We start from the raw sequence: 19,075 nt of genomic DNA on the forward strand, positions 1-19,075 counted from the left end.
CGGTTCCATACCATCTGCGCCGCCATGGCTAACCGAGGCTCCGTTCGAGCATCCGCAGATCACGCTCGCCGGCGCGAAACGTATCGCCGGTTTCGATCGCCGTCACGATCACTTCGGCCGGGCTGAACAGCAGCGGATCGATGGCATAGAAATCACCCTTGAACCGCTTGAAGATCTCGGCGAAGGGGTGGCCGTGGTCCCGCGAGGCGCGGCTCGGCAGTCGTTCCGCGAGCTCCCCGGCCTCTTTCGACGACCCCTTTACGAAGAGCTGGACGCTGCCGCCATAGATGATGGCGTCGTTGGTTCTGCCCATGGCGGTCAGAAAATCCGGATGGGGGGCGGGGATTGGTGCCACGCCGATGCCGTCGACAATGTTCTCCAGCGGAAATTTGAGATCGTTGGCCTTGTGCAAGGCAACCTCGAGCGAGCGCGCAACGATCTGCACGCCGCCCGCAAGGCTTTGTGTCGGCGCATAGAGGAAGGTGAGCTTTTCGGTTGGCAGTCCGGTTGCCTTGCCGACTTTCTCAACGATCGCCCGGGGCGGCGGTTCGGCCGTCTCCAGGATAAGCACCGCGGATGACGCCGTGTCGCGATAGGAAAGTGCTTCGAACAGCGGTTCGACGCGGGCGAGCGCCCGTGCCGGTCCCGATCCCATGGCGAAATAGCCCTGGCTCGACAGATTCCAGCCCGCATACTGGCTGCCCAGGCAAGCAAGCACCGGCTGCGAAGACCGAACTTCGACCGTGAACGGCCATTTCTGCGAGGCGCGGTCCATGAACGCCGAAATACGGGCGAGACCGCCCATCGCGGCTTCCGCCATGCGCAGCCCCGCCTCGACGCCGCCGGCGGCCTTGGCGCCGGCATCGATCAGGCACTCGCCCAATGGTCCCCTGGAAACGGCGATACGCAGGCGTTCGGCGTCGCTGATCATGCCGTCGACGATGCGCTGCGCATTGTCGTTGAGGAATGCCGAACCATCTTTCATGTCCGGTCTCCTTCCCATTGGTGTTGCAGTCGGCTGGCCTGTCCCTTGATGAGCCGCCTCGTCAAATCGGCGCTCGGACCGCGCGCGAAGACGGTGCAGACAGGGTCGCCGGCAATCAGGCGGGTGCCGGGCGACTGATGGTCGGCAGTCCATTCAGGCCAGGCAATCGATGGAAAGCGGGCGATCGGCGCCGCGGCGTAGGTCACCATCGATGCCATCGAATCGACGAAGCGCGGCAGGCGGTAGGCCCTGCCTGCGGCGGAGCGCAGATGCGCTTCGATCAGTGGCGCGTCGGCATCGTCGAAAATGTCGAGCGTGGCGCCTGGCCGCGGATTGATCTCGATGAGCGTGTAGCCGTCCGGCCCGCGAATGAGATCGGCGCTGCACAATCCGACCAGGCCGGCGCGGCGCGCCAGACCCGAAAGCCAGCCGCATATCATTGCCGCCTGCCTGCGGTCGAAGCGTCTCAACCGCACGGCGCCGCCGTAGCGATAGGGCGTTGCCGGGGCGGGCGACGCCCATTGCCGGCTGAAGCCGACGATGTCGGCGGTCTGGCCGTTGCCGACGAACAGGGCCGAGATGCTGCGGCCGGCAATGAAACGCTGGAAATAGCGACCGGCGGCCGGGGTTTCTCCGGCGGCCCGTCTGATATGCCCGCCGCCGGCGCCGCCCGCTGTCTTGACCACCCAGTTTTCCGGATCGGGCGGCCGGTCCCATCGGAATTCCGGATGCGGGATGCCGAGTTCGGCGCAGTCGGCGGCCAGCGCTTGCGGGTCCTTGATCCTGCGGATCGCAGCGCCGCTGTTGCCGGCGAGCGGAAAAAGGCGCGCAATCTCGTCGACGGTCTTCGTCATCCGCTCGAAGCCCGAGCCCAGGATGATGGCGACCGGCCGGTCGTCTCCAGCCAATGGCCGAAGCGTCTCGATGATGCGCTCGCTATCGATGCCGCTTTGCAGGTCGCCTGGCAGCATCGTCGCGCGTTCGGCAAGCGCGACCGTGTCGGTGTCGCAAAAGAAATCGGCGACCAGCGGACGATAGCCGGCGCGGCGCGCAGCGGCAGCCAGCGCCCGGCCCGAAATCGCCGCGATCAGGAGAGATCCGGCGTTACTTGGCGATTTCGCGTGCAAGGGAAAACGCTTCCTGGAAATCGAGCGAGATCGTTTTTTCGGATTCGATCATTCTTTTGAAGAGGCCGAACTCGACCTTATATTTCACGTTGCCGACGGCCAGCGGACCAATGCCGACAGCTTTTGCCGCTTCGAGCGGATCGCCATTGGCATTGACGGCCACGCCTTCGATGCCGGCCGGCGGAACGGCGTTGACGTCGGCGGCAATCAGCAGGCCGTCGCCTTTCAACTGAGCTTTCGAAACCACCTGGACGCCGGCCTTGGCGCAAGCCAGGATCACTTCGCTTGCCTCGACCAGCTTGGTCTTGCGGGCATCGCTCGATCCGTCGGCGGCGTCCACGGCTATGTTGAATCGGCTTTCGATCTCGGCCGCGATCTGCTTGACCCTTTCGATGCCGTCATGACCGACAAGCGTGACCTTGGCGCCTTCCCTGGCGGCAATGACGGCGGTGCAGAAGCCGACAACGCCGGTGGCGCCGAAAACAGCGATCCTCGTGTCCTTGAGCCCGCGCGCGAATTTTGTCTCCAGCGCCTTTTCGACCTTGGCCACCATCGCCGCGGCCGTGGTGAACGAGCCGGCCGGATCGGCGAACACAGAAACCTGGAAAGGCGGCACCATCGCCTTCTTTGCCGCGTCGAACATGTCGAGCGCCAGCGAGGCATCCTTGCCGGCGATGAAGATGCCGGTGTCGACGCCCGCATCGGGCGGGCGCGAGAAGATCGCGTCCTGCACGAGGCCCGTCACTTCGCCGAGGCTTACATCGACATAGGGGACGACCGCGTCGAATCCCGCGTCGAGCGCCATGTTCACGTCGAAAGGGCTCATATGCTTCAACGGCGTCAGCATGTGCAGGATATGTTTGCGGGCCATTTCTCGCCTTTCTGCTTGAATGTGATAGCGTTGCCGACGTGTCAGCTGCCGACGAGATCGAGCCTGGTCGAACTGATCTTCGCGCCGGAATTCCTGCCCTTGACGATTCTGACCTCGATGCCGTCTTCAACCGCCTGCCGAACCGCGCCGACGAAGCTGGCGGCAGCGTCTTGCGACGGGGCGAAGGCAAATCCTGTCGGCCCCCAAGAGCTCTGACCGATGCCGACGGCACCTGCCCGGTTGAGAGCATGGGCCACCCTCTCGACCCGCTTCGAGGTGAACACGCCGCCTTGCGCCGGGGCGAAATGGGTGCCGATCAGCATCTGGATCGCGGCGACGGCGGCGCCGAAGGCTGGAAGGTCATGCTCGACCAGGGCCGGCATGATACCCATCAGCACCCGCCGGCAGATCTCCCCGCTGCCGGACGCCGGGAAAGGCGGCAGCGAACGAAACGCCGCGATCTCGGCATCGCCATGCAGGCCATGCCCGCCATGGTCGAGAATCAGGATGACGCGCCATTCTTCCGGAAACGGCAGGCGCGTCACGACCGGCGGCGGCCTGCCGCTGTCGTCCTTGCCGGCGTCGACAATGACGCCGCCGTGTTCGAAACTGGCGATGCCGATGCCGGAGCGGCCGCCGCGCTCGAGCAAGGTCGCGTCACCGCCGACGTCGAGAGGCAGGTTGTGGAGCGTGCGCAGCGCGGAGGCGACGGCAAGGGCGATCTGCGTGCCGGAGCCCAGGCCGGCATGGCTAGGGATCGACCGTTCGACCACCAGACGGTGCTGGCCGCGAATGCCGAGATGCCTGCAGAGCGCTGACAAATGCTCGCCGGCGCGACGGCTCTCTATGCCTTCGAGGATGGTCTCGCCGGACCGCGACAGGGTGACGACGGTTTCGGGTTCGCTCAGCGGAAGCCCGACGCTGCCAAAGCGACGCCCGGCATCGCCATTGAGATCGAGGAAGCCAAGATGCAGGCGCGCGGGCACTCGTATGGTAACAGAATTCGACATCTACCCCCCGATGGGTGCATCATAGACGCATCATGGAAGTTTAGGTGCCCGCCGCCATGATAGCTGTTTTCGTCGAAGGGGCAAGGCGGAGAGAGCATTCGTTTTATCTACTTTGGTCCCGGCGTGGAGACAGGCCGGGCAAGTCGCGGAGGTCAAGATGAGCGAGACAGTCAGGGAGAAGGTCTATTCGGAAGCCGAGATTGCCGACCGGCTCGAGAAGGAGCTGCCGAAATGGCGTTACGAGAACGGCTGGATCCGGCGCAAATACAAGACCCACAGCTGGAAATCGACACTGATGGTCATCAACACGGTCGGCCATCTCGCCGAGGCGGCGTGGCACCATCCCGATATCACGGCCTCTTATGCCTGGGTCGAGGTGCGCCTGATGAACCATGCAGCGAAGGGCATCACCGACAAGGACTTCGAGCTCGCCAAAAAGATCGAGGACGTCGTCCAGTGGCAGCCGGCCAAGGAAGGCGGCGCGCTGGAAGGCACCCCGCCGACCGATCAGCGCTTCGCTTACATCAAATATGATTAAGCGCGGTCGGAATTTGTTGATAGCTTATGAAAACATTCGCTAATCTGCCGGCAGGCGGGGTTCACGGCCAATCCAGTTTCGTCTAGGATCAGGCCGGCACCAGAAAGTAGCGTAGTGAATGGCGGTTGCTTGGATCGGCAACCGGGAAACGCTGGTCGAGCGCGCGGCTGCACATGCCGCCGCGCTGTTGGGGTCAAGCCGGTGCCCGGTTTTCAGCCTGGATACGGATGTACACGGCACCAGGGCGGCGATCGCGCTGGCTGAGCGGGTCGGCGCGGCATACGACCATGCCGATGGCGCGGCACTTTCCCGGGAGACCGCGCTTTTTACCGACAAAGGCGCGATGACCGTCGCGCCCGGCGAGACGCGCCGGCGCGCCGATGTCGTGGTGATCGTGGGCGAACTCCCGCAGATCCACCATGAATTTGTCGGCGAACTCGCCGAGACGGTTCCCGATCTCTCGGCCAAGAATCAACGCGAATTCTTTCTGGTCGGGCCGAACGGAGCGTCTGCGCCGCCGTTGAATAACGGGCGGACGGCGACGCTCCTTTCCTGCGGCGAGGCAAGCCTCAGTGCTACGCTGGCGGCGCTGAGGGCGCAGTACAGAGGGCGTCAGACATCGCAGCCGGTCTCGAATTTCGACGATTTCGCCAAAGCCCTGGCGGCTGCGCGTTTTCCAGTCTTCCTGTTTTCAGGCGACGCAACCGACGGGCTGGCGCTGGAAATGCTGCAAGGACTGATCGCCGAACTCAACCGCACGTCACGCGCATCCGGCCTGCATCTGCCGGCCAGCGAAAACGGCTGGGGAAGCGCGCTCGCCTCGACCTGGATGACGGGTTTTCCGCTGCGCACGGGCTTCGCGCGCGGCTTGCCGGACTTCGATCCCTGGCGTTACGATGTCGCGCGCATGATCGCAGCCGGCGAGGCCGACCTGCACCTGCGGATCTCCTCCTCGATTGTCCAGCCGCAGAAGAAAAGGCACCGCATGGCGCTGATCGCCCTGGCGAAAACGCAGAAGCCGGTCGCCGGCGCCGCGGTCACCATCGCCATCGGCGAAGCGGGCGTCGATCACGAGGCGGTGGTCTATTCCAGCCGCACCGGTTCGCTAAGGTCGGTCGATGCGCGAGGGGCTTCGGAACTGCCCTCTGCTGCGACTGCTATCCGCCTGGTCGCCAGTCATGTCTCCGCCGAGGCCGCGTTGCCATGCTGACGAAAATCGCCGGTGGCGACATCATCGATCCCGTCAATGGCCGTCTCGGCCAGGGCGACCTCTGGATCAGGGATGACAAGATCATTGCGGCGCCAGCGGGAGGCGCCGCCGACAGGACCATCGACGCCGCCGGCTGCATCGTGATGGCGGGCGCCATCGACATCCACTCCCATATCGGCGGCGGTAATGTGAATACGGCTCGGCTGCTGCTGCCCGAGCAGCATGCCGCCCACCAGGCGCGGCCGGCGGCGACGCCGCTCTCCAATGCCGGCTGGTCGACCTTCCAGACCGGCTGTCTCTACGCCAAGATGGGTTTCACCACGGTCGTCGAACCGGCGATGTCGCCGGGAGCCGCGCTTCACACCCATCTCGAATTGGCCGACATCCCGATCATCGACAAGGCGACGCTAGCCATTCTCGGCAACGACGATTTCCTGCTGTCGATGATCCGCGACGACGCCCCCTCGACGATGATCGAGGACTATGTCGCCTGGACCGTCGCCTCGACGCGAGCGCTCGGGGTCAAGGTGATCAACGCCGGCGCGGCCGCCGCCTTCAAGGAAAACGTCCGCACCTTCTCGCTGGACGATGTGGTGCCTTCCTATGGCGTCAGCTCGCGCAGGATCGTCAAGACGCTGCAGGCGGCGGTCGACAGTCTCGGGGTCCCGCATCCTCTGCATGTCCATTGCAACAATCTGGGCGGCCCCGGATCGGCGGATACGGCGGCTTCGACAATCGCGGCGGCGGAAGGGCTGCCGCTGCACCTCGCCCATCTCCAGTTCTACGGCTACGGCACGGAAGGAAAGCGCAGGTTTTCCTCGGCCGCGGCGCGTCTTGCCGAACTGGTCAACACGACGCCGGAAGTCACCATCGACATCGGCCAGGTGATGTTCGGCCAGACGGTCACCATCTCATCCGACGTCATGCGGCAGTTTTCGGCGCGTGGCAGTGCGCACCCGAAGAAGTCGGTCATTCATGACGGCGACGGCAATGGCGGCGGCATCGTGCCCTACAGCTATGGCAAGGATTTCTACGGCACCATGCAGTGGGCGATCGGGCTCGAGCTCTTTCTGCTGATCGACGATCCCTGGCGGGTCTTCTTCACCACCGACCATCCCAACGGCGCGCCCTTTACCATGTATCCGGCGCTGTTCGCGCTGCTGATGAGCCGGGAAGCGCGCAATGAAATGATTGCCGGACTCTCGAAATCCGCCATGGCGCTCTCCACCCTGGCCGCAATCGACCGCGAATACACGTTCGAGGAAATCGCCATCATGACGCGCGCGGCGCCGGCCAAGCTGCTTGGACTGACGGATCGAGGCCATCTCGGCGCCGGCGCCATAGCCGACATCGCGATCTACCGCAGGGACGGGGATATCGCGAAAATGCTGGGGCAGGCGGCATATGTCTTCAAGGATGGCGATCTCGTCGTGCAAGACGGGGAGATCACCCATTACCGTTGGGGCAAGGCGCTCAGGCTCAATCCGTCGCCGGACAAGGCGATGGTGCGCCGCCTGGAGGACTATCACCAGCAGCGTTACGGCCTGTCGCTGGACTGGTTCAATTTCCCGGATTCCGCGATCGCGCGCGAACAGCCATTCGGCGAGGTGGCATGCCGAACGTGAGCGTAAATGGCATAACGATCGACGATACCTTTGCCGAGGCCTTCGGCATGCGCGCGACTGCCATCATCATCACGGCGCCGAACCGGAAATGGGCGCGCCAGGCGGCGACCACGATGACCGGCTTCGCCACCTCGGTGATCGGCTGCGGCTGCGAAGCGGCAATCGATGTCGAACTGCCGCCATCGGCCACACCGGATGGCCGGCCTGGCTGCCGCGTGATGATCTTCGCGATGGGGACCGACGAACTGCAGAAACAACTGCTCAACCGCGTCGGCCAGTGTGTCTTGACCTCGCCGGGTTCGGCCTGCTTCGCCGGACTGGAGGGCAGCGCCGCGTTGAAGCTCGGTTCGGCGCTGCGTTATTTCGGCGACGGCTGGCAGATCTCCAAGAAGATCGGCGGCAGGCATTTTTGGCGCGTTCCCGTCATGGACGGCGAATTCCTGTGCGAGGCAACGACCGGGCTGACGAAGGAAGCCGTCGGCGGCGGCAATTTCTTCGTCATGGCTGAAAGCAGCGCCAAGGCCTTGGTCGCCGCCGAGGCCGCGGTCGCCGCGATCGGCCAGGTGCCCGGCGCGATCGTGCCGTTTCCGGGCGGCATTGCCCGTTCGGGTTCCAAGATCGGCGGTAAATACAAGGGCATGATCGCCTCGGCCAACGAAGCCTACGCGCCGACGCTGCGCGGTGTCGTCACGAGCGCGCTCGGGCCCGACATCAATGCCGTCCTGGAAATCGTCATCGACGGCGAGACCAATGACGCCGTTGCCGCGGCTATGAAGGCCGGCATCAAGGCCGTCCTCGAGCTCGGGCCGCACAAAGGCGCGGTTCGCATCAGCGCCGGCAATTACGGCGGCAAGCTCGGCAAATTCATCTATTCGCTGAAGGACATGCTGCCATGAAGGCGCTCACCTTCACTCTAGTCGCCGAGCCGCCCGAGCGCGTTGACCTGTCGCCGCTGAGCCCGGAGCGGCTTGCCGGGATCGAAAGGCACGATATCGAAAAAATCCAGATCGGCATGTCGAAGCATGGGTCGAAGGTCGGCGATATTTTTCGCGTCGCCGGCAACGATCCGCTGGACATCGTCTTCGAAGGTGGAAGCGCGCGCCTCGACCGCGTGGCGGAAGGCATGCGGAGCGGGTCGGTTCGCCTCGTCGGCGATGCCGGCGCCCGGGCCGGGCGCGCCATGCGCGGCGGTAAGCTCACGATCGAAGGCAATGCGGGTCCGCATGCCGGCTCCGGCATGCGCGGCGGCAGGCTTGAAATTGCAGGCAACGCCGGCGACCACCTCGCGGCGCCGCTCGCCGGGGAACTGGCCGGCATGAATGGCGGCGTGCTGATCGTCAGGGGCAAAGCGGGCGCTTTTGCCGCCGACCGCATGCGGCGCGGCCTGATCGCGGTGCTGAAGGGCTCAGGCGACCATGCCGGCAGCCGCATGATCGCCGGCACGCTGGTGGTGGCCGGCGGTGCTGGCGAGATGCCCGGCTATCTGATGCGTCGAGGTTCGATCCTTCTCGATCGCGCCCCGAAAAGCCTGTCGCCGAGCTTCGTCGAATGCGGAGCGCCGGAAAGCGTCTTCGCCGCCATCGTCGATCGCCATCTGATCGCCGAGGGTATTTTGAAACGGCCGCTTCTGGGCAAGGCGCCGCATAAATATGGCGGTGACAATGCGGTGCTTGGGATGGGTGAGGTTCTTTTCCCTCGCTGAGGTGTGCAGCCATGCAAAGCGCGGTCGACATGACGATCGCTCACGGTGATCAGCACCCGTCCTGCCCACAAGTACTCACTTTCTGGGAAGACGCGGATTTTCGGGCGCGGCACCCAGTTCCGACCGCGCCAGACGCCTTGGTCTCATCCATTCGGTGCGCGCTTTGTCGGAAAGCACCAGTCCATGGCCAGGCCGGTCGGGCGCATAGGCGTACCCGTCCCGGATGTCGATGGGCTGATCCACCAGATGATCGAAGTTCTGGAATGAGTATTCCAACCACTCGACTTCGGGGAGGGCGACCGCCATATGCACGCCGACCTCCAGAAAGGTGTTGCCGATGCTGACCGGAATCCCGAGCTCGGCGGCCAGCCAGCCGATGCGCATGACATCGGTCACCTGGCCGTGGACATTCAGGATGTCGGCTGCGTGGGCTTCCAGAAGAAGCCGCTTGCCTTGAAGATCCAGATACTCCCCGCTGTTGATCTGGGTCCATGTCACTGCGTGCCTGAGCGTTCTCAGCCCTTCGTAGTCGTGCCGCAGGATCGGATCCTCGACCCACAGGAGATCGTGGCCGGCATCGCGGATCGCCACCAATTTCACCAGCGCTTCCTTCGAAGTCCACGCCTCGTTCGGATCGATCATGATTTTCGACCCTGCCGGCACGCGGGTCTTCAACAGCTCCAGGCGCTGCAGATCGCGGTCGAAATCCGGATGGCCGACCTTGATCTTGAAAGCGGTGTAGCCAAGCGACGCCGCGTGCGAGAACAAGGAGACGAATGCCTCATCGTCGAGGTGGAAATCGAGACCGCTGGCGTAAGCACCCACGCGGTTGCGGCGACTGCCAAGCAGGACATGAAGGGGCAGGCCGGCCTCCTTTGCCGCAAGGTCCCAAAGCGCCACCTGAACGGCCTCGTGAAAAGGCAGGGAGTAAGCCCGCTGGTTGCCGCCGCGCGGGCGGTTCACACGGTGAACCAGCGCGATCGCCTTGTGCCCCTTCAGCGTCGGCCACACCTCGTTTTCGAAAACAGCCTCGATCTCGATCTGGTCGGGCAGGGGATTGAAGAGCGTCTGGACGAAGCCCAGTCCCGCCTCACCGCTTTCCGAAACGAGTTCCAGAGCGGCAATGTTGACATCGTCCGCTCGAACCTGACTGTCCCCGATTACCCGGTCGCGGGCGAACTGAAATCGGGTTATACGAAAATGCGAAAGGCTCATCACCAATGACCTTCTGATCGTTTAATGCTGTATACTGATCTATCAGATAATGCCTTAGTATCGAACCAACGGGGGTGCCGCAAGTGGCGGGAAAAGCAAAATCCGTCTCTCATACGCCGGTGGCGGCCGCCCGTATGAGCGATGTCGCCTATGAACGAATCCTGGAAGGCCTGTTCGACAGGCGTGTTCCGGTAGGGGCTTTCGTCTCGCAGAACGAGCTGTCCGCGATCGTCGGCGTGCCCGTCGCTCCGCTTCGCGACGCCCTGCGCGTGCTCGAAGCGGAGGGAGTTCTCGCCATTCACCCGCGCTCGGGAATCCAGTTCGTAAGACCCGGCCTGGAGCTTACGCGCGCAACCTACCAGTTCCGCGCTATCATAGAGCGTTCGGCAATACGCGTCTTTGCCGAGCAAGGTGACGAAGCCGTCATGAATGCCTTGGAAATGCGGCATTCCCGCCTGGTTCGGCGGGTGGAACGAGAGGGTGTCGGGAAAGAGCAACTGGAGGAGATGGACGCGCTGGAAAGAGAACTTCACGGTGCAATCATCGGCGCGCTGCGCAATCCGCTGATCGATAGCACCTATCGGCGCATGCACAATTATCTGCGTCTGCTGCGGCTCGACAGCAAGCTCACCTCGCCGATCATGATCCGGACGCTCAAGGAGCATCTCGACATCCTCGAGGCCTGCGGCACCAGGAATGCCGACAGCGCTGAAGCGATGCTGCTGGCGCATTTCCAAGCGGCCATGCAGCGCAATCTGGGGCTCGTCTGACAGTCAAGCCGCGTGCCTCGTCGCCACAGGCTCCCAAGCGCGGTTGCGCGATCTGGGAAATGATGTTACCTCCAAACTGATCGATCAGTGCGTTAGCCTGATATGTTGGAGGAGATCGCATGCAGTTGAACAAGAGACAGCTTCTCATCGGTTCCGCGGCCCTTGCGATGGCGGGGCCTGTCGGCGGTGCCCGGGCCGCGAGCGCCATCAGCTACTGGCACCATTTTACCAGCCAGTCGGAAATGGCCAGCCTGCTCAAGATCATCGGGTTGTTTCAGGCGGCGAATACGGATGTGGCGGTGACGCAGGAAAACATCCCGAACTCGGAATACATGGCGAAGGTTTCTTCGGCGGTGCTGGCCGGCGGGCGCCCGGACACCGCCATGGTGATCGCCGAGCGATTCGCCGACCTTACCGCGATGGAGGGATTGATCGACCTTACCGAGCGCGTGAACGGCTGGGCCGGCAAGACGAATTTCCCCGACAGCCGCTGGACCGGGCTTTCCAGCGACGGCGCGATCTATGCCGTTCCCGCCTTCGCCTTCGTCGACTGGATGTACTACCGCACCGACTATTTCGAGGAAGCCGGGCTGGCAGGACCGCCCAAGACCTTCGACGAATTCCTGGAGGCCTGCCGCAAGCTGACGGATCCTTCGAAGGGCAGGTTTGCTTTTGGCATGCGCGCCGGCGCAGGCGGGTTCAAATATGTCATCGACGTCATGGAGGCGTTCGGTTCGCCGATCGTCAAGGACGGGCAGCCGGCCATCGACAGGGCCGCGGCGATCGAGGCGGTGACGTTCTATTCGGCTCTCTTCCTCAAGGAAAAGGTCGTGCCGCCGAGCGCGCCAAACGACAGCTACCGCCAGATCATGGAGGCGTTCCGCACCGGACAGACGGCAATGCTGTGGCATCACACCGGTTCGCTGAACGAAATCTCCGGCGCGATGAAGCAGGGCGAACAGTTCTCGACCGCACCCATGCCGGCCGGCCCCAAGGCGCATATCGCTCGCGTCGCCTACGCCGGCAACGGCATCATGAAGGAAGACAATATCGAGGCTGCCTGGCAGTGGGTGAGTTTCTGGGGCCAGACGGACGCTGCCATAACGCTGCTCGAGGGGACCGGTTATTTTCCGGCCTCTGCCGCTGCGCTGCAGGATCAGCGGATCACCGGAAATCCAATCTACGGTGCGGCGGTGAAGACGCTCGACTTCGGACGCCTGCCGAATAATTTCATCGGCGCCGCGGGCTGGTCCGAGAACGTCGTCAATCCCGCCTTCCAGTCGGTGCTGACGGGCCAGTCGACGCCGGAACAGGCCGTGGATCGCATGACCCAGGGCCTCGAAGCTGCCCTTCGCTGAGATATTCCGGCACGGCGGCTAGGGCGTGCAGCCGCGCCTATCACGGAACGGGACGGTGCTTTCGCGCCGGAGATCCATGACTTCAAGCGCGAGCAGATACCTGCCTTTCCGGGCTCTCGGCGAACTGTCCGAGACCCGATACTGGATGTATTTGCTGCTTCTTCCGAGCCTCGTCCTCATCCTTCTTGTGATCGCCTATCCGACCCTTTACGGCATGGCCATCAGCTTTCGCGAGATGCGTCTGACGCGCCCCGGGCTCGATGGCTGGGTCGGCTTCAAACACTATGCGGCGATGTGGTCCGACCCGGTCTTCTGGATCGCGCTGAAGAACACGGTCGTGTGGGTCACCGCCGCGGTCGTGCTGGAACTGGCGCTTGGCCTTCTCACCGCGACAGCGCTCAACAGGGATCTGCCGGGCACGAAGATCTTCGCCGTGCTCATCCTGCTCCCCTATTTCCTGCCCAACGTCGTAGCGGGCCATATGTGGGCGCTGCTGCTCGATCCGCGGCTTGGGGTCATCAACGACATTCTGGTCCGCATGGGCGTCCTGCAGTCCTACAAGGCATGGTTTGCGGACCCCAATGCCGCCCTTGCGGCGACCATTCTGGTCGAGGCCTGGCATGGATTTCCATTCTTCGCGCTGCTGCTGCTTGCGGGTCTGAAGAGTATTCCCGAGGATCTCTACAAGGCCGCCGCGGTGGACGGCGCGGGCGCGGCCGCGCAGCTCAGGCTGATCACCCTGCCGATGCTCAAGACCGTCATCGCGGCGGCGGTGATCCTGCGTGTCATCAGTCTGGTCAATTCGCCGGATCTGCTTCTCATTCTCACCGGTGGCGGGCCGGGAGATGCCACGCAGGTGCTGTCGCTGTACGCCTTCCAGACCGCCTACAAGGAATTCAATTTCGGCTACGCATCCGCCCTGTCGGTGGTGATGTTCGTCATCCTGATGATCTTCGCGGTCGCATACATCCGCATGTCCAGGATTACCAAGGAATAGAGCGATGATCGAAAGCAAGCGTCACCGGCGGTTGATCGCGAACTTCGCCACCTACACCGTGCTTGTGAGCCTTTCGGCATTCTGCATCGGCCCGATGGTCTGGATGTTCCTGACGTCCCTCAAATATGAGGCCGATATCGTCACCCAGACGATGCAGTACATACCGAGCCGCATCACCTTCGACAATTATGTCGCCATCTGGACGCAGTCCGGCTTTCCCCTGCTTATCGGCAACAGCCTCGTCGTCACGTTGCTGACGGTGACGATCTGCGTCGTCACAGGGACGTTGGCCGCCTACGCCTTTTCGCGCTTCGCGTTTCGCGGCCGGGACCGGCTCATGCTCGGCTATCTCGTCGTTCGCATGTTCCCGGCGGTCATGGTGATCATTCCCCTTTATGTCGTGATGCGCGGCGTCGGGCTCGTAGACAGCCGTTTCGGCCTTGCGCTCGCCTATACGAGTTTCCTGCTGCCGCTGTTCGTCTGGATGCTCAAGGGCTTCTTCGATTCAGCACCCAGGGAACTCGAGAGTGCGGCGCGAATCGACGGTTCGACAAGGCTTGGCGCCATGGTCCGTATCGTCGTGCCGCTTGCGCGAAACGGCCTGGTTGCAAGTTCCGTGTTCATTGCCATCGCTGCCTGGAACGAGTTCCTGTTCGCCCTGATGCTGACGACGGGGCAGGGGTCTCGCACCTGGCCCGTGGGCCTGCAATTGATGGTCGGCGAGTTCCAGCTTCCCTGGGGCGTTCTGGCCGCGGGCGGAATCCTCAGCATCATCCCGGTCATCGTTCTCTTCGCTATCGTCCAGCGAACCATGGTTCAGGGGCTGACCGCGGGCGCCGTCAAAGGTTAGGAGTGCTCACATGGCGACACTTTCCATCAAGGACGTGCGCAAGTCTTACGGTTCCGTACAGGTTCTTCACGGCGTCGACATCGAACTCGAGGACGGAGGATTCCTGGTTCTGCTTGGACCGTCCGGATGCGGCAAGTCGACCTTGCTCAACATGATCGCCGGCCTCGACGACACGTCCGGCGGTGACATCCTGATCGGCGGACGCTCGGTCGTGGACCTTGCACCCAAGGACCGCAATATCGCGATGGTGTTTCAATCCTACGCGCTTTACCCGACCATGTCGGTCGCGAGGAACATCGGATTCGGGCTGGAAATGCGTGGCGTGGACGCCGACAAACGCAAGCGTGCCGTCGAGGACGCCGCGCGCCTGCTGCAAATCTCGCATCTGCTCGACCGGCGCCCCGCCAACCTGTCGGGCGGACAGCGGCAGCGCGTGGCGATGGGCCGGGCGATCGTGCGCGACCCGGCCCTGTTCCTCTTCGACGAGCCGCTGTCCAATCTCGATGCCAAGCTTCGCGTGGAAATGCGCACTGAAATCAAGCGCCTGCACGAGCGTCTCGGCACGAGCATCGTCTATGTCACGCATGATCAGATCGAGGCGATGACGCTGGGCACCAAGGTGGCCGTGATGAAGGGCGGACACATCCAGCAATTGGCAGATCCGCGCACTGTCTATGAACGGCCCGCCAACATGTTCGTGGCAAGCTTCATAGGGTCTCCGGCAATGAACTTCCTACCTGGACGATTGGTCCGGGACGCGAACGGTGTCCGTTTCGAAGCAAGCGGGGTATCGATCGCGATGCTGGCCGGCAAACCGGTGGAAATCTCCGAGCGCCCAGTGATCCTGGGCATGCGGCCCGAGGAACTGAAAGTGGTAGCGCGCGATCAAGCTTCGGTAACGGGCGTGATCGATGTGGTGGAGCCTACCGGGCCCGAAACCATGGTGACAGTGCAGGTCGGCGATCGCTCGGTCATGGCGCGCGTGCCGCCGAGGTTTGCCGGCCAACGAAACGAGGCAATCTTTCTTGCCGTCGATCCGGCGAGCGTCAACCTGTTCGATCCGGACACCGAGCAGCGCATCGATATTTAGCCCAAGAGTTCATACGGAAGGCTCAGAGTTCCGGGACGTTCTCCCGGAAACTCGCCCGTTCCCGAGTGGATGCAGCCGGCATTGCAGTTGAGCCGTCATGGGTAACGGCTGGCATGTCTGCAGGGAGGTTAGCGGCGGTCGTTTGCAATCAGGTCCGTCAGGCAATCACCCGCCTGGCTCCCGGGTACGCCGAGATCCCTGACACTGTCCATGTGGTTGCGGTTCGTGAGGACCAGCGACGTTACCGGCGAACCCTGCCGCTGCAAGTTCTCTTTGAAGCGATCCGCTTGCTGATGGAAAGGCGGCGTCTCATTGGCTCCGACCAGAACCGTCGTCTTGGCTTGAGGATCATGCCGATGGGCAAGAGGTGTAAACAGGGCGACTTCCTCATCGGTGATTCCAATCTCGTTGGCGAGAAAGGAGTTCTGGAGCGGTTTCAAATCGTAGAGCCCGCCGAGCAGAAGAGCTGCCCGCACATTCGAGGGGGTATTCTCGCTGTCGAACAGAAACGTTGAAAGATGTGCTCCAGCCGAATGACCGCTGACGGTCAGTTCAGCCGGGTCTCCGCCATGGTCGGCGATATTGGCCAGAACCCATTGCTTGGCGCGGCGCACCTGGTCGACGATCGTAGCCATCCTGACCTTTGGCATCAGAGCATAGTCGACGATGACGGCAATCGCACCCGCCTGGGTAATCGTCGTCGCGACGTATGAGTAGTCGCGCTTGGAGAACATTCTCCAGTAGCCGCCATGGATAAACATGTGCACCGGCAGGCCGCTTCTTTTGCCCGAGGGAAAGAACAGGTCGACGGTTTCGGTCTGATCCGGCCCATAGGCAACGTCCGCGGTCATTGGAATGGTTGCGCGAACGGCCTCGCTGCGGTGAACGATGTCCTGCACGATTTTGTCAAAATCCGCGACGTGATCGCGGATGCGAAACGGATCGCTTTGCACTCTTTCTCCGCTCAGATGCTGATGGCGAGGTATTTCGCCTCCATGAACTCGGCAATGCCGTGATGCTGGCCGCCCTCGCGGCCGAGGCCGCTCTGCTTCACCCCGCCGAAGGGTGCTGCCGGATCGGACATCAAGCCGCGGTTGATAGCGATCATGCCGGCTTCGATCTTGGACGCCATCCGCATTCCACGCGCAAGATCGCGCGTGTAGATATAGGCGGCAAGACCGTATTCGGTGTCGTTGGCGCGCGCGATGACGTCGGCTTCCGTTTCGAATCTCGAGATCGGCGCGACCGGCCCAAAAATTTCCTCATGCGCCATCTCCGCCTCGGCCGGGACGCCGCAGAGCACGGTCGGTGGATAGTAGAATCCCGTTCCCGAGCCTGCCTTGCCCCCGCACAGCACCCGCGCGCCACGGGCGACAGCATCGTTGACCAGACGGTCGATCTTGTCCACGGCCTTCCTGGTGATCATCGGTCCGCACTCCGTGGCCGCGTCCGTACCAGCGCCGATCTTGAGTGCCGACATCCGGCTGGCGAGCCTTTCGCAAAAGGCATCGTAAACGCTGGACTGGACGTAGATGCGATTTGCAGCCGTGCAGGCTTCGCCGGCGTTGCGCATCTTCGCCACCATCGCCCCATCGACCGCCGCGTCGAGATCCGCGTCGTCGAACACAAGGAACGGCGCGTTGCCGCCAAGTTCCATCGAACACGAAACCACGTGCTTTGCGGCCTCGGCCAGCAGAAGGCGCCCGACATCCGTCGAGCCGGTAAAGGAGAGTTTCCGCACCCGCGGATCGGCCAGCATCGCGGCTGTCACAGGGCCGGGATTTGAGGTTGTCAGAACGTTCACCACACCTGGCGGAACGCCTGCTTCCTGGTAGAGCGCGGCAAGCGCGTAGGCCGTGAGCGGCGTCTCGCTGGCTGGCTTCAAAATTACCGTGCACCCGGCAGCCAAGGCAGGCGCGATCTTGCGCGTCGCCATGGCGGCAGGGAAGTTCCAGGGTGTGACAAGGACGCAGATGCCGATGGGCTCGTAGTCGACCACGATCCGGTTCGTGCCTGAAGGCGCCATCCCGAATTCACCGGTGATGCGAACGGCTTCCTCGGCATTCCAGCGAAAGAATTCCGCGGCGTAGGCGATCTCGCCACGCGCGTCCCGGAGTGCCTTGCCGTTTTCCAGCGAGATCAGGGTTGCCAGCGTCTCGGAACGTTGCGTCATCAGTTCGAAGCAACGTCCAAGGATTTCGGAACGCCTGCGGGGTGCCATTGCGCGCCAGCCGTCGGCGGCCTCGGCCGCAGCCTCCACGGCGGCTGCGGCATCTTCGATCGCCGCATCGGGAACGGTTGCGATCACAGCTTCGGTGGAAGGGTCCACGACCTGGATTTCCCTGCCGTCGGCGGATTGCCTCCATTGGCCGCCGATATACAGGCCGTGGGAAAATCTATGGAAGTCGGCAGTGTCCTGATCGTCTTCCAGCTGATGAGATATGTTCATGGCCTGCTCCTCGATTGCTCACATGACGTAGGTGGCGAGATCGCCATCATAGGCAGCCTGGATCAGGCCCCGCATGGCTGCCAGATCGAATGGACGCGGATTGTTCTTGATGAGACGGTCGATGCCGAGCGCCTGTTCGGCCGTCCAATCGAGCTTGTCGGCGGGAAGCCCGAGCTTGGCCAGCGTAGGCGTGATCCCGATCGCTCCAAACAGCCGGCCGATCTCGTCGATCGTCGCGTCGGCCATCTCACCGGTACTCCGGTCCCTCCCGTCGAGACCAAGGGCAAGGCCGATCTCCGCCATCTCGGCGCCCGCGGCGGCCCGGTTGTACTTCATGACATACGGCAACATGGTGGCGACACCCAGCCCGTGAGCGGTATGGGTAAGGGCGCCGACCGGATATTGCACCGCGTGCGCCGCCGCCGTTCCGGCCGTACCGAACGCACAGCCGGCTGCAAGCGCGCCCATCATCACATCGGCCCGAGCGTCCTCGTCGCCGGGATTGCGGTATGCCTTCTCGAGACTGCGGCCAAGCAGCTTGATCGCGAGCAGCGCAAAATGGTCGGTCAGCGCGCTCTTTCCGATGAAGACATGGCTCTGCGGCAGGCTGGGGTCAGTGCCGCGCCTGGCGGCGGTAAAAGCCTCGATCGCATGTGTCAGCGCGTCTGCGCCCGCGATGGCCGTCAGTCCCGGGGGACATGTCATCGTCAGTTCCGGGTCGCAGATGGCGGCTGCCGCAATCAGATGCGGGCTGGAGATGCCGACCTTCAAGGTGCGATCCGGATCGGAGATCACCGCGACAGGGGTCACCTCCGAGCCGGTGCCAGCCGTTGTCGGCACCGCGATCAACGGCAGCGTCGGGCCAGGCACCTTGAACTCGCCGTAGTAGTCCTGGAGCAGGCCGCCGTGACTGATGAGCAAAGCGGCGCATTTGGCCATGTCGAGACAACTGCCGCCTCCGACGCCGATCACCATGTCCGGCGCAAACTCTCGCGCCACCTCGACGCAGGAGGCAACCGTGTCTCGTGGCACATCGGGCTGCACACGGTCGTGCACCAGCACATCGATCGAAGCGCCCTCGAGCGCGGCCATGATCTCTGCGAAGGCGACAGTTGCGGCAAAGCGCTCGTCCGTACAGACAAGAGCACGACGGCCCAGCCTGGCTGCAACGGTTGGAATGACATGGCGCTGGCCCTTCCCGAAGAGGATTTCACGCGGCAGCCTTACGGCAGCGAAAAGGCTCATGTTCGGCGTCCCTCGATGAGGTTGGGAGTGGAA

General features: G+C 63.2%; 18 protein-coding genes. 10 read left to right on the plus strand and 8 right to left on the minus strand.

Going from position 1 to position 19,075, the window contains the following annotated elements; genetic code table 11:
• Positions 1-28 precede the first annotated feature (28 nt).
• Genes mch through AC0NID_RS15490 form a run of 4 tightly spaced genes read right to left on the minus strand, consistent with a single transcriptional unit; the run spans position 29 to position 3,993 of the window.
• Positions 29-985 (minus strand): methenyltetrahydromethanopterin cyclohydrolase, encoded by a 957-nt coding sequence (gene mch / locus AC0NID_RS15475; protein ID WP_473453911.1) that lies wholly within the window; start codon positions 983-985, stop codon positions 29-31.
• Positions 982-2,112: an ATP-grasp domain-containing protein gene (locus AC0NID_RS15480; RefSeq protein WP_473453910.1), complete on the minus strand. Its 1,131-nt coding sequence runs from the start codon at positions 2,110-2,112 to the stop codon at positions 982-984. The genes mch and AC0NID_RS15480 overlap by 4 nt, the downstream gene beginning before the upstream one ends.
• On the minus strand, positions 2,090-2,983 hold the full coding sequence (locus tag AC0NID_RS15485; RefSeq protein ID WP_473453908.1) for an NAD(P)-dependent methylenetetrahydromethanopterin dehydrogenase: 894 nt from the start codon (positions 2,981-2,983) through the stop codon (positions 2,090-2,092). The genes AC0NID_RS15480 and AC0NID_RS15485 overlap by 23 nt, the downstream gene beginning before the upstream one ends.
• 41 nt (positions 2,984-3,024) lie before the next feature.
• Complete coding sequence (locus tag AC0NID_RS15490; RefSeq protein ID WP_473453906.1) at positions 3,025-3,993, minus strand: beta-ribofuranosylaminobenzene 5'-phosphate synthase family protein; 969 nt, start codon at positions 3,991-3,993, stop codon at positions 3,025-3,027.
• Positions 3,994-4,150: 157 nt separating this feature from the next.
• Between AC0NID_RS15490 and AC0NID_RS15495 the strand changes: the two genes are divergently transcribed.
• The 5 genes from AC0NID_RS15495 (at position 4,151) to AC0NID_RS15515 (ending at position 9,068) form a co-directional block, all read left to right on the plus strand.
• Entirely contained in the window at positions 4,151-4,531 is a 381-nt protein-coding gene (locus AC0NID_RS15495; RefSeq protein ID WP_473453905.1) for a 4a-hydroxytetrahydrobiopterin dehydratase, read from the plus strand.
• Between the two features lie 118 nt (positions 4,532-4,649).
• Complete coding sequence (locus AC0NID_RS15500; protein ID WP_473453903.1) at positions 4,650-5,741, plus strand: tungsten formylmethanofuran dehydrogenase; 1,092 nt, start codon at positions 4,650-4,652, stop codon at positions 5,739-5,741.
• Complete coding sequence (locus tag AC0NID_RS15505) at positions 5,735-7,366, plus strand: formylmethanofuran dehydrogenase subunit A (protein ID WP_473453901.1); 1,632 nt, start codon at positions 5,735-5,737, stop codon at positions 7,364-7,366. The genes AC0NID_RS15500 and AC0NID_RS15505 overlap by 7 nt, the downstream gene beginning before the upstream one ends.
• Positions 7,354-8,262, plus strand: coding sequence for a formylmethanofuran--tetrahydromethanopterin N-formyltransferase (fhcD, locus tag AC0NID_RS15510; RefSeq protein WP_473453899.1), 909 nt, complete (start codon positions 7,354-7,356; stop codon positions 8,260-8,262). Before AC0NID_RS15505 ends, fhcD begins: the two co-directional genes overlap by 13 nt.
• Positions 8,259-9,068: a formylmethanofuran dehydrogenase subunit C gene (locus tag AC0NID_RS15515; RefSeq protein ID WP_473453897.1), complete on the plus strand. Its 810-nt coding sequence runs from the start codon at positions 8,259-8,261 to the stop codon at positions 9,066-9,068. Before fhcD ends, AC0NID_RS15515 begins: the two co-directional genes overlap by 4 nt.
• Positions 9,069-9,143: 75 nt before the next feature.
• Here the strand turns inward: AC0NID_RS15515 and AC0NID_RS15520 are convergent, their stop codons facing one another.
• The gene (locus AC0NID_RS15520) at positions 9,144-10,283 is read right to left on the minus strand and encodes a mandelate racemase/muconate lactonizing enzyme family protein (protein ID WP_473453895.1); all 1,140 of its coding nucleotides are present in this window, start codon (positions 10,281-10,283) and stop codon (positions 9,144-9,146) included.
• Between the two features lie 134 nt (positions 10,284-10,417).
• Between AC0NID_RS15520 and AC0NID_RS15525 the strand changes: the two genes are divergently transcribed.
• From AC0NID_RS15525 to AC0NID_RS15545, 5 genes are all read left to right on the plus strand, one after another.
• Complete coding sequence (locus tag AC0NID_RS15525) at positions 10,418-11,053, plus strand: GntR family transcriptional regulator (protein WP_473454046.1); 636 nt, start codon at positions 10,418-10,420, stop codon at positions 11,051-11,053.
• 119 nt (positions 11,054-11,172) lie between these two features.
• A complete protein-coding gene (locus AC0NID_RS15530; protein ID WP_473453894.1) occupies positions 11,173-12,411 on the plus strand; it encodes an ABC transporter substrate-binding protein in 1,239 nt (412 codons plus the stop codon).
• A 76-nt stretch (positions 12,412-12,487) separates the two neighbouring features.
• The gene (locus AC0NID_RS15535) at positions 12,488-13,408 is read left to right on the plus strand and encodes a carbohydrate ABC transporter permease (RefSeq protein ID WP_473453892.1); all 921 of its coding nucleotides are present in this window, start codon (positions 12,488-12,490) and stop codon (positions 13,406-13,408) included.
• Between the two features lie 4 nt (positions 13,409-13,412).
• Positions 13,413-14,258, plus strand: coding sequence for a carbohydrate ABC transporter permease (locus AC0NID_RS15540; protein ID WP_473453890.1), 846 nt, complete (start codon positions 13,413-13,415; stop codon positions 14,256-14,258).
• A 10-nt stretch (positions 14,259-14,268) separates the two neighbouring features.
• A complete protein-coding gene (locus AC0NID_RS15545) occupies positions 14,269-15,348 on the plus strand; it encodes an ABC transporter ATP-binding protein (protein WP_473453888.1) in 1,080 nt (359 codons plus the stop codon).
• Positions 15,349-15,476: 128 nt separating this feature from the next.
• Here AC0NID_RS15545 and AC0NID_RS15550 read toward each other — a convergent pair whose 3' ends face one another.
• The 3 genes from AC0NID_RS15550 to AC0NID_RS15560 are packed head-to-tail and all read right to left on the minus strand — an operon-like array spanning position 15,477 to position 19,042.
• Complete coding sequence (locus AC0NID_RS15550; protein ID WP_473453886.1) at positions 15,477-16,301, minus strand: alpha/beta hydrolase; 825 nt, start codon at positions 16,299-16,301, stop codon at positions 15,477-15,479.
• An 11-nt stretch (positions 16,302-16,312) separates the two neighbouring features.
• A complete protein-coding gene (locus tag AC0NID_RS15555) occupies positions 16,313-17,797 on the minus strand; it encodes an NAD-dependent succinate-semialdehyde dehydrogenase (RefSeq protein WP_473453884.1) in 1,485 nt (494 codons plus the stop codon).
• An 18-nt stretch (positions 17,798-17,815) separates the two neighbouring features.
• Positions 17,816-19,042: an iron-containing alcohol dehydrogenase gene (locus tag AC0NID_RS15560; protein WP_473453882.1), complete on the minus strand. Its 1,227-nt coding sequence runs from the start codon at positions 19,040-19,042 to the stop codon at positions 17,816-17,818.
• Positions 19,043-19,075: the final 33 nt, after the last annotated feature.

The organism is Mesorhizobium sp. WSM4821, from assembly GCF_055901555.1.